This is a genomic window from Pseudomonas sp. EA_65y_Pfl2_P74 (assembly GCF_963970575.1).
GTDB classification, from domain to species: Bacteria; Pseudomonadota; Gammaproteobacteria; order Pseudomonadales; family Pseudomonadaceae; genus Aquipseudomonas; species Aquipseudomonas baetica_A.
This window is the reverse complement of record NZ_CAXAOQ010000008.1, coordinates 209,965-220,161: the sequence shown is the minus strand read 5'-3', so window position 1 is coordinate 220,161 and position 10,197 is coordinate 209,965. Positions and strand designations below refer to the sequence as shown.

Annotated in this window: 6 protein-coding genes; all 6 read right to left on the bottom strand. The window is 61.6% G+C overall.

Annotation, left to right across the window (positions count from 1 at the left end; genetic code table 11):
* Window positions 1–220: 220 nt before the first annotated feature.
* The 6 genes from AACY18_RS08785 to pilG all read right to left on the bottom strand — a co-directional run bounded on the left by AACY18_RS08785 (window position 221) and on the right by pilG (window position 10,187).
* Window positions 221–691 (bottom strand): chemotaxis protein CheW, encoded by a 471-nt coding sequence (locus tag AACY18_RS08785; RefSeq protein WP_339430336.1) that lies wholly within the window; start codon window positions 689–691, stop codon window positions 221–223.
* Entirely contained in the window at window positions 684–6,593 is a 5,910-nt protein-coding gene (locus tag AACY18_RS08780) for an Hpt domain-containing protein (protein WP_339430337.1), read from the bottom strand. Before AACY18_RS08780 ends, AACY18_RS08785 begins: the two co-directional genes overlap by 8 nt.
* Window positions 6,594–6,604: 11 nt before the next feature.
* The gene (locus AACY18_RS08775; RefSeq protein ID WP_339430338.1) at window positions 6,605–8,665 is read right to left on the bottom strand and encodes a methyl-accepting chemotaxis protein; all 2,061 of its coding nucleotides are present in this window, start codon (window positions 8,663–8,665) and stop codon (window positions 6,605–6,607) included.
* A 141-nt stretch (window positions 8,666–8,806) separates the two neighbouring features.
* Window positions 8,807–9,346 (bottom strand): chemotaxis protein CheW, encoded by a 540-nt coding sequence (locus AACY18_RS08770; RefSeq protein ID WP_339430339.1) that lies wholly within the window; start codon window positions 9,344–9,346, stop codon window positions 8,807–8,809.
* A 10-nt stretch (window positions 9,347–9,356) separates the two neighbouring features.
* Entirely contained in the window at window positions 9,357–9,722 is a 366-nt protein-coding gene (gene pilH, locus AACY18_RS08765; RefSeq protein WP_221732374.1) for a twitching motility response regulator PilH, read from the bottom strand.
* 60 nt (window positions 9,723–9,782) lie between these two features.
* The gene (gene pilG / locus AACY18_RS08760) at window positions 9,783–10,187 is read right to left on the bottom strand and encodes a twitching motility response regulator PilG (RefSeq protein ID WP_007913673.1); all 405 of its coding nucleotides are present in this window, start codon (window positions 10,185–10,187) and stop codon (window positions 9,783–9,785) included.
* Window positions 10,188–10,197: the final 10 nt, after the last annotated feature.

Sequence of the window (10,197 nt, the reverse complement as noted above, 5' to 3'; positions counted from 1 at the left end):
TACCCAAGCACTGGTCGCACTAGCCCGCAAGCTTGCCCGGGTGGTATTTGCTCTGTTGAAAAACCAGAGCGAATACTCACCTAAAGCGGTTTAGGGGCTAGGCATGAACCATAGAATCTCCCACAGGAGATCTTCAGAGAACGCAGATTTTGTGTACGACATAAACCTACTGTGCGAGCTTGCTCGCGAAGAGTCCAGTCTGGTCACCGCAAATCTTGGATCAGTCAACGAGACCCGCATCCACCAACAACTTCTCCAACCCCAACAAATCCGGCACCTTCGCCACCTGCTCCCCGACCTGCACCGCCGCCTGCTCCAATTCACACAACGGCACATCGACATAGCTCAACTGGCTATCGAGTTTGTACGAACGCGGTATCCCCTGCACCAGAAGCGCAATGAACTTCAGCTCCGGCAACCCGCCGAGGGCATTGAGAATGACGATCCGCGCCCGTTCGCCGATGACGATTTTCTGCCCGCACGCCGATTCAAAACTCAGCAGCGGGATCTGCCGTTCACGCCAGCTCACTCGCCCCAGATACCACGGTGGCGTATCGAGATCGAACGCGCTGGCCTGGTAGTCGATCAGCTCGGCCACGGCGACGTTGGGCAGGATCAGGTTGCGATCGGCCAGCGGCAGCAGCAGGCCGGTGAGTTGGCTGTTACGCGCATTGTACCGGCGCTCATGCATGTTTCTTGCTCCAGTGGGCAATGCTCTCGAGCAGCACCGACTCCTGATACGGCTTGCCGAGGTAGTCATTGACGCCGATGGCCATGGCGCGGTCGCGGTGTTTCTGCCCGGTGCGCGAGGTAATCATGATGATCGGCAGGTGTTGCAGGCGTTCGTCGTGGCGCACTTGGGTGGCGACTTCGAAGCCGTCCATGCGCGGCATTTCGATGTCGAGCAGCATCAGGTCGGGCATGTGTTCTTCCAGCAGCAACATGGCATCGACCCCGTCCTTGGCCGTCAGCACGTTCATGCCGTGACGTTCGAGCAAACGGCTGGTGACCTTGCGCACGGTGACCGAGTCGTCGACCACCATCACCAGCAGCGGCTTGTGCGGTTCGCTGTCGATGTCCGGCAGCGTCGGATGCTGCGCAACGCGCGCCTGCATCGCCCGGATCGGCGCCAGCAAATCAAGAATCAGCACCACCCGGCCATCACCGAGAATGGTTGCGCCAGACACGCCCTGCACTGCCGCAAACTGCGGGCCAAGACTCTTGACCACAATCTCGCGGGTGCCCGCCATGGCGTCGACCTGCACGGCGACGTGACGGTCGTTGCACTGCACCAGCAGCACCGGCAACGGCAGGCTCTGGCCAATCAGTTTGGGGCGCGGCGCGGTTTTCAGCAGCTCGCCCAAATAACACAACTCATAGCGTTGCCCGGCGTATTGGTAGCTCGGCGGATCCTGGCGAAAATGCCCCTCCAGATCATTGGGCAATACCCGAACAATGCCTTCAATGGTGTTCAGCGGTATCGCGTACTGGTCTTCAAAGCACTGCACCATCAGCGCACGATTGACCGACACGGTGAACGGCAGGCGAATGCGAAAATGCACGCCCTGCCCCGGTACCGAATCGATGCTCATGCTGCCGCCCAGTTGCCGGACCTCTTCGTGAACCACATCCATGCCGACACCGCGCCCGGAAATCTGGGTGATTTTTTCGGCGGTGGAAAACCCCGGCTGGAGGATGAATTGCAGCACGTCGCGGTCGCTGATCTCGGCCTGCGCGGCGAGCATGCCGCGCTTGATCGCTTTGCGGCGCACAGCGTCCAGCGGCACCCCGGCGCCGTCGTCGCGGATGTCGAAAATGATGTCGCCGCCCTCGCGGGACAGGTCGAGGCGGATCTGTCCTTGCGCAGGTTTGCCCGCTGCCAACCGTACTTCGGCGGTTTCCAGCCCGTGGTCAACGGCGTTGCGCAGCATGTGTTCCAGCGGTGCGGCCATGCGCTCAAGCACGTTGCGATCCATCTCGCCTTCGGCATTGCCAACGACGAACGCGACATCTTTGTTCAGCTCTTCGGCGACCTGGCGGACGATGCGTTTGAGGCGCGGCAACATCCGTTCGAACGGCACCATGCGCGTGCGCATCAGGCCTTCCTGCAATTCGGTGTTGATCCGCCCTTGCTGCTGCAGCAGGTTTTCGGCGTCCTGATTGCGTCGATCCAGCGTTTCCTTGAGATCGAGCAGGTCGGAGGCGGATTCGAACAGGGCCCGCGACAGTTGCTGCAACTGCGAGTGACGGTCCATTTCCAGCGGATCGAATTCTTCGTAACCGAGGCGTTCGGCGTCCACTTGCTGACGGCTGAGGATACGTCCCTGGGTTTCGGTGTCGAGGCGGCGTAATTGATCGCGCATGCGCTCGATGGTGGTTTCCATCTCGTTGAGCGCCACTTGCGCGTCGTTGACTTGCTGTTCGATGCGGCCCCGGAAAATCGAGGTTTCCCCGGCCAGGTTGACCAGATCGTCGAGCAGTTCGGCGGAGACCTTGACCATGTCCGCACCGGCGTCCGGGGCGGTCGCCGTGGTTTCGGTTTTTACCGGCACAGGCAACAGCGGCGGCGTGTCGAGGCTCGCCGGGTGACTGAAATTCTGGATCGCATTGATCAACCGATCCGCCGGCGGGCACGGTTGCCCGGCGCGCACGGCATCGAGCATTTGCGCCAGTCGGTCATGGCCGCGCTGCACCAGGGCGAACAGCTCGGCCGAGGTTGGCAGCGTGGCCGCCGAGACGCTTTCGTAGAGGTACTCCAGCTCATGAGCGAGGTCGCCGATGGGGCCGATCTCGACCATCCGCGCGCCGCCCTTGAGGGTGTGCAGATCGCGCAGCAGGGTTTCGACTTCCTGGCGATTGCCCGGCTCGGCTTGCCAGCGCAGCAGCGCAGCGCCGGAGTTTTCGATGATGTCGAAACCTTCTTCGAGGAAGATTTCCAGCAGTTCCGGATCGTGCCCGGCGCTGTCGGGATCCACCGTCGGCGGCTGTGTTTCGCCCAGCGTCTGCCCCTGGCGCAGCTTTCGAATGGTTTCAATCAGATCCTGAGCCGGGGTCAGCGGCTGATGGTTTTGCAACTGATCAAGCAACTGAGCCAACCGGTCATGGCTCTTGTGCAGCAAGCGCTCCAAGGCTTGGTTATGGCTGTAGCGCCGATCGAGCAGCCCTTCATAAAGGCTTTCCAGTTCCTGAGCCAGATCGCCGATGGCCTCGACCTCAGCCATCCGCGCACCGCCCTTGAGGGTGTGCAGATCGCGTTGCAGGGACGACAGCGGCGCGGTGTTGTCAGGGTCTTTCAACCAGCGCTGCAAGGCCTGGCCGGAACTGTCGAGAATGTCCACCGCCTCTTCGAGGAAGATCTCGACAATCTCGTCAGCCGGCGCAGCAGACGCAGCGGTTTGTGACAGTTCGGCCGTCGCCGCACCCAGCTCGCGGATGCTCAGGCTGCGGCTGCCATCGCTGCGGATCAAGCCCATGGAGGACGGGTCGAGACTCTCATCGAGCAGGTCATGCAAGGCACGAATCCGCTCAGGCTGCGGCGTGACTTCCTGACCGGCGGCCAGTTCGTCGAGCATGTTGATCAGCGCTTCGTGGGCGTTCTGCGCTTCCTGAAAAAACCTGTCGCTGACCGCCAGGCTGCTTTCTTCGACGGCCCCATAAAGGTCGAGCAAGGCTTCGCACAAGACGTCGACCGGCAGCAGATCCGCCAGGTGCGCACCTTCGCCGAGGGTGGTCAGTTCGTCCAGCAACGCGCTGAGTTCCTGACGTTCGCCGGGGTGCTGCTGCCAGCGCTGCAAGAGGCTTTCGGCGTCGAGCAGGATGTCCATGCCCTGGGCGAGGAAATTGTTGATCAGTTGCGGGTCGCGCTTGACGCGCAGGCCGGTGTTCAGCGCATTGAGGATCGATTCCAGACGTTCGGCGAGCAGTGTTTCCGTGCGTTTGATCAGCGACTGAGCACCGACAATCGGTGCCAGCGGATCGTGCTTGAGCTGACGCAGGCCGACCCGAAACAGACCTTCGGCTTCAAGCAGCAATTCCACCTCATCAAGGTCCAGCGCCAGTTGATGGGCCTTGAATTCGCGAGCGAGTTTATCGAGCGGGGCGGCCAGTTCGGCAATCGGCGAGACCCCGGCCATCGATGCACTGCCCTTGAGGGTGTGCAACGCACGTTGCAACTCGTCGCTGGCTTGCAGCGGCACGTGTTCGGCGGCTTGATCGAGGAAACGATTGAGGCTGACGAGATGGTTTTCGGCCTCGTTGCGAAAGATCTCCAGCAACAAGGGGTCGAGTGCCGCGACGTCATCGGTGTCTTCGGCGGCCAGCGGTTCGTCCCCCTTGGCCAGGGCGTGGGCGCGGGCGGCGAGTTGATCGACATCGCTGCGCTGGCGTTGACGGTGGGTGGCGAACTCGCTGATCAGTTCCGGCAGCAATAGCACGGTGTCGCCCAGCAGTTGCTGCACCACCGAACCGGGTTCGACGCTTTGTTCCAGCACGCGATTGAGCAGGTTTTCCACCGCCCACGCCAGTTCCCCAAGGATCAACGCACGCACCATCCGCCCGCTGCCCTTGAGGGTATGGAAGGCACGGCGCAGTTCGCTCAGCGCGGCGCGATCCTGCGGATGGGCCGTCCAGCGCGGTAAGTACTCGTGGAGGACTTCAAGGACTTCGTCGGTCTCTTCGAGGAACACTTCGCGCAGTTCATCGTCGACCGGTTCTTCATCCGCCGGCGGCGGCATCAGGCTGCCGGGGGTGATCAGTGCCGGCGGGTTGACCGCCGACACCGGGCTGGCCAGCACATCCGCCAGCGACTGGACGATGTGCGGGTCGTCGAGCGCCTGCATGTCTTGCATCACCAGCGCTTCGCTGGGGCTGAGCACATCCTCGAGCACCGGCACATGCTGTTCGTCGGGCTGCTCGTCGGGAAAGAAACCGAGGCTGGCGAGGGACTTTTGCGCGACGTCCAGCAGTTGCTCGCTCGGCGCCAGTGGGTCATCGCTCAAACGCTCAAGGTAATACTCAAGACTGGTGATGACGTCGGCGAGGTTGTCCAGTTGCTGCCAGCCTGGTTCGTGCGAATCAAGTAGCAGGTGTTCGCGGATGAAACCATTGCAGGCCTCGACCAGTTTGGCCGCGCGACCGAGCGCAATCACCGCCAGCGCACCGCGCACCTGGGTCAGCAGCGCCGGCAGCGGCAGCAGATGCTGGCGATCCCAGTCGGCGTCGATGTAGTCGACGATCATGTCCTTGGCCTGTTGCAGGCAGATGCGCGCTTCCTTGATCACGATCTGGTGGATCTGCGTCAGGTCGGTGGTCGGCAGGCGCGAATCTTCCGGGCTTTGCGGCTCGACCGTGCCAACCATGCCGGCCAGCGTGGCTTCGACATACAGCAGCGCCCCGGCGACGTCCATCAGGATGGCGTCGTTCGGCTCGCGCTGGCCTTGAGCGAGGCTGAGCACCACCGCCAGTTGATCGATGATGACTTTGCGCGGCTGGCCGAAACCGAGCACCGCGAGGGTGTCGGCGATCTGCCTCAGTGGTGCCAGCAGGGCTTCCAGGTCCGAGGTGTGCTGACGGTCGCTGCGCACGAACAGGTCCAGGCGCTCCTTGACCCGCACCAGCTCTTCACACAACGCCGCCAGCACCGAGCGCATCGCGTCGCGGTCGGGGCCGGCCAGGCGCGTGCGCTCTTCGTCGACCATCGCGCTGTCGGGCAACGCGTCGTCCAGGGAGTAGTGATCTTTCATGGTCAGCATCTGCCCGGTGGGATGTTCGGCTTTGGCAATATAGAACAACAGGCTTTTGAGCAGCTCCGGCGGTGGCGGTTGGTTGAGGCCGGCCATGCCCTGTTCGAGCAGACGTTTGAGTTCCTTGTCAGCGTCCTTGAGCAGGCTGCGCAGCGCCGGGCTGTTGGCGATCTCGCCTTGGCGCATGCCTTCGACCAAGGCTGATGCCACCTGCCACAAGGGGCTCAACGGTGCATCGCCGCTCAAGGCTTCGAGGCGGGTGAAGACCTTCGCCAGATAATCGAGGTGCGTCTGATCGTCCTGCTCGCGCAGCAAACCGACCAAGGCCATTTGCAGCATCTGGCGCCATTTGCGCAGCATGTTTGGCAGTTCTGCCGGCGCCAGCAATGCCAGCGCTTGTGCGTTCAGGGGCGGCAGTTCGGGCAGTTGTGGGCTGAACAGGCTGGTTTCCGAGAGCAGGCTTTCGCCCCGGGCACTGCGCAAATCGTTGAGCAGCGGCAGCACCACCAACGGCAGATCGCGCCGAGCGTTCTGCACGCGATCAAGGTAGATCGGCAATTGCCCAAGGGCTTGCAGCAACAGATGAAGGGCTTCGTCGCGATGGCTGACACGCTCGTGTTGCAGGGCTTCGACCAGTTGCTCCATTTCTTCGGCCAGCAGTGCCGCGCCATAGAACTCGACCATTTGCAGGCTGCCGTGGACCTGATGGATGTAATCCAGGCACTCGTCCAGCCCAGGCGTCGCCTGCGGATCATCGAGCACGGTTTCAATGGCCCGATGCGCCTGTTTCAGCGTTTCGGCAATTTCGCCTTTGACCCACTCGAGGGCCACATAGTCGTGGCGATCACCCATGGCAGCTCCAATCACACTTTATCCGTCGCCGACGCGGAGGCCGCCGGCAAGGTGAAGCCGGACACCGAGCGGCGCAACTGACTGGCCATTTTTGCCAGGTTGCCGATGCTCTCGGCGGTGGCCGTGGAACCGGACGACGTCTGCGAGGTGATCTGCTGGATCACGTTCATCGTCAGCGAGATCTGCCCAGCCGACGACGTCTGCTGCTGCGCCGCATTGGAGATGCTCTGAATCAGCGCCGCGAGCGTCTTGGACACGCCTTCGATTTCTTCCAGGGCCACACCGGCATCCTGCGCCAGCCGTGCGCCGCGCACCACTTCGGTGGTGGTCTGCTCCATCGAGATCACCGCTTCGTTGGTGTCCGTCTGGATCGCCCGCACCAGGGTTTCGATTTGCCGGGTGGCGGCGGACGAGCGCTCGGCCAGCCGCTGCACTTCGTCGGCCACCACGGCAAAACCGCGTCCGGCATCACCGGCCATCGACGCCTGAATCGCGGCGTTGAGGGCCAGAATGTTGGTCTGGTCGGCAATGTCGTCGATCAGGCTGACGATATCGCCGATTTCTTGGGAAGACTCACCCAAGCGTTTGATGCGTTTGGCGGTGTCTTGAATCTGCTCGCGAATGTTGTCCATGCCGTGGATGGTGTTGTGCACCACCTCGTTGCCCTTGTTGGCGATCTCTACCGAGCGCTCGGCCACCGCCGAGGATTCAGCGGCGTTGGCCGAGACCTGATCGATGGACTCGGCCATGTCGCTGATCGCGCTCGAGGCTTCGGAAATCTGCTGGGCCTGATGCTCGGAGGCCTGCGCCAAATGCATGGCGGTGGCCTGGGTTTCCTGCACTGCAGCGGCGACCTGGCCGGCGGTGAGGTTGATGGTGGCGACCAGATCGCGCAGTTGGTCGACGGAATAGTTGATCGAGTCGGCGATGGTCCCGGTGAAGTCTTCGGTGACCGAGGCGGTCACGGTCAGGTCGCCGTCGGCGAGGTCTTCGATTTCGTCGAGCAGACGCATGATCGCGTTCTGGTTGCGCTCGTTTTTCTCGGCAGTCTCGCGCAGTTGGCGATTGGTTTCCCGCACCATCACCAGGCCTATAAGGATGATCGAGGCCAGCGCCAGCAAGCCCAGCACGTAGCCACCGATGGTGTCGGTGTTGCGCCCGCCCGCCAGGTTTTCGAAACCGTTGGCCAGGTGCGAAGCTTCGTCGAGCAGGGTTTGCGACAGGTTGAAGATGTTGCTGGCCGACTCGCGAACCTTGAACAGCTCCGGCGAGGTTTCGAGGATTTCATCCACGGAGCCGGAGACGAACTGGAACAGCTCGGAAATATCACTCAAGCGCGCACGAGCGTCGCGGTCTTCGACCTGGCTGATTTTCAGCGTCGGGTTGCCCTGAAGCATGCCGTTGAGTACCTGGCCGAAACGGGTGGCGTCGCGGCCAAAGGCGTCGGCGGCTTGTTGGGAGTTTTCATCACCGGCCAGCACCGTGTTGACCGCGCCGAGGATGCGTTCGGCCAGCAGCGATTGGCGCTGAGCCATCGCCACTTGGGCGGCCGGAGCGCCGCGCTGAAGGAGAATCTCGACGACTTTTTCGTATTCGATCTGCAACTGCGGCACGGTTTCGGCCAGGGTCGCGGCGACCTGATGCAGGGACAGTACGGTCTGTTCGCTGGAGAGGATGGCGTCGGTGTTTTTCAGCAGGCGCTCCCAGTCCAGTTGCACGGCGCGCATTTCCGGGCGCACGGTAGACGGCGCGGCTGGCAGGCCGGTGGCCGGGTCACCCTTTTTCAGATACCCCCAACGCTGGGCGAAATCATTGCGCGCATCACTGAGCAACTTGAACGCAGCCGCTTTGCCGGCAGCGGCTTCGGTGGCGTTCTTGGCGATGCGTTGCGAGAGCACGCGCAGTTCCCCGGCGTGGCCGATGTACTGTTTGTCGTGGTTCGCCTGGGTGTTGAGGTAGGCGAAGTTGGCGAACAGCAGCATGATGAACACGATCAGTGCGATGAACAGCACGACGATCTGCGAGCGACTGCGCGATCCTTCCGCCGACTTGCCTGTGTTTGCTTTTGTCATCGGTCCTCGCCTATGAAACCTGCCGCATTCAATGTGGCAGCGGGCTTGCTCGCGAATGCGGTGGGTCAGCCAGCATCGAATTGAATGTCAGACCGTATTTGCGAGCAAGCCCGCTCCCACATGGGATTTGTGGTGTTTCGACTAAATTGCGACGCTCATGAACACCGGGGATTGTGCCAGCGCAAACAGGCTGAACACCCGCCAGTTCTGCTCACGGCGGAAATACCCTTTGACGAACTCGGCCTTGGAACCCTGCCGTTTACTGATCGAAATGGGCTCGAAGCTGTCCTGATCGAAGTGCTGCAAGCCAAAGACTTCATCGACCATCAGCCCGGCAAACACCTCGCCATGCTCCACCACCAATACCCGCCGCTGTTTACGCAGTGGCGACAGTTCATGACCGAAAAAACCGCACAGATCCATGATCGGCAGCAACCGCCCACGCAGGTTAGCGACTCCCTTGACCCACGGTTTGACCCCGGGCAACTGAGTGAAACGCGGTTCATGCAGCACTTCGCTGACTTCGCCCATCGGCGCCACATACCAGTGCTCGCCGAGGCGAAAGCCGATGCCGCTCCAGCGATCCTGGCGCGCCGGTTGCGACGGCAGGTCCGCCGCCAGCAAGCGGCAGCGCTGGTCGATCTGCCAGAGCAGTTCGAACGCGGTCAGCGATTCGCTCATGGTTGCGCGATCAGCCTTTGAGTACGTTGTTCAGGGTTTTGATCAGGGTCTCTTCGTCGACCGGTTTGGTCAGGTAGTCCCTGGCGCCCTGACGAGTGCCCCAGACCTTGTCGGTTTCCTGATCCTTGGTGGTGATGATGATCACCGGGATGTGGCTGGTATCGGCGTCCTTGGTCAACTGACGGGTCGCCTGAAAGCCATTGAGGCCGGGCATGACGATGTCCATCAGTACCGCGTCAGGTTTTTCCTGACGGGCCAGCGCGACACCGTCGGCGCCGTTCTCGGCTTTCAGCACTTCGTGGCCGTGCTTTTCCAGCATGCCGGTCAGTTTGTACATTTCAGTCGGCGAATCATCGACGATCAGGATACGTGCCATGGTTTTCCCCATTTTTCTTGTCGACATCCGGCCCGCTGGCCGAGCGTCACTGTGCGTGTCTTACTGCGGCAAAACAGCGGCGAAGCCCGGAACATGGGCCTGAATCGCGTTGAGCAGTTCTTCCTTGCTGAAAGGCTTGGTCAAAAATTGATCAGAGCCGACAATCCGGCCCTTGGCCTTGTCGAACAACCCGTCCCTGGACGACAGCATGATCACCGGCGTTGCCTTGAACGCGCTGTTGTTCTTGATTAAAGCGCAGGTCTGATAACCATCCAGACGCGGCATCATGATGTCGACAAAAATGATTCCGGGATGGTTGTCGGCGATCTTCGCCAACGCGTCGAAACCGTCAATCGCCGTGATCACTTCGCAGCCGACATTTTTCAACAATGTTTCGGCGGTGCGACGAATCGTTTTGGAGTCGTCGATCACCATGACCTTCAAGGCGCTGGACTGCTGTTCCATAAGGGGGCTC

Coding starts and splice junctions, on each gene's coding strand:
- AACY18_RS08785 (WP_339430336.1), bottom strand. CDS start 691: ATGCATGAGCGCCGGTACAATGCGCGTAACAGCCAACTCACCGGCCTG.
- AACY18_RS08780 (WP_339430337.1), bottom strand. CDS start 6,593: ATGGGTGATCGCCACGACTATGTGGCCCTCGAGTGGGTCAAAGGCGAA.
- AACY18_RS08775 (WP_339430338.1), bottom strand. CDS start 8,665: ATGACAAAAGCAAACACAGGCAAGTCGGCGGAAGGATCGCGCAGTCGC.
- AACY18_RS08770 (WP_339430339.1), bottom strand. CDS start 9,346: ATGAGCGAATCGCTGACCGCGTTCGAACTGCTCTGGCAGATCGACCAG.
- pilH (WP_221732374.1), bottom strand. CDS start 9,722: ATGGCACGTATCCTGATCGTCGATGATTCGCCGACTGAAATGTACAAA.
- pilG (WP_007913673.1), bottom strand. CDS start 10,187: ATGGAACAGCAGTCCAGCGCCTTGAAGGTCATGGTGATCGACGACTCC.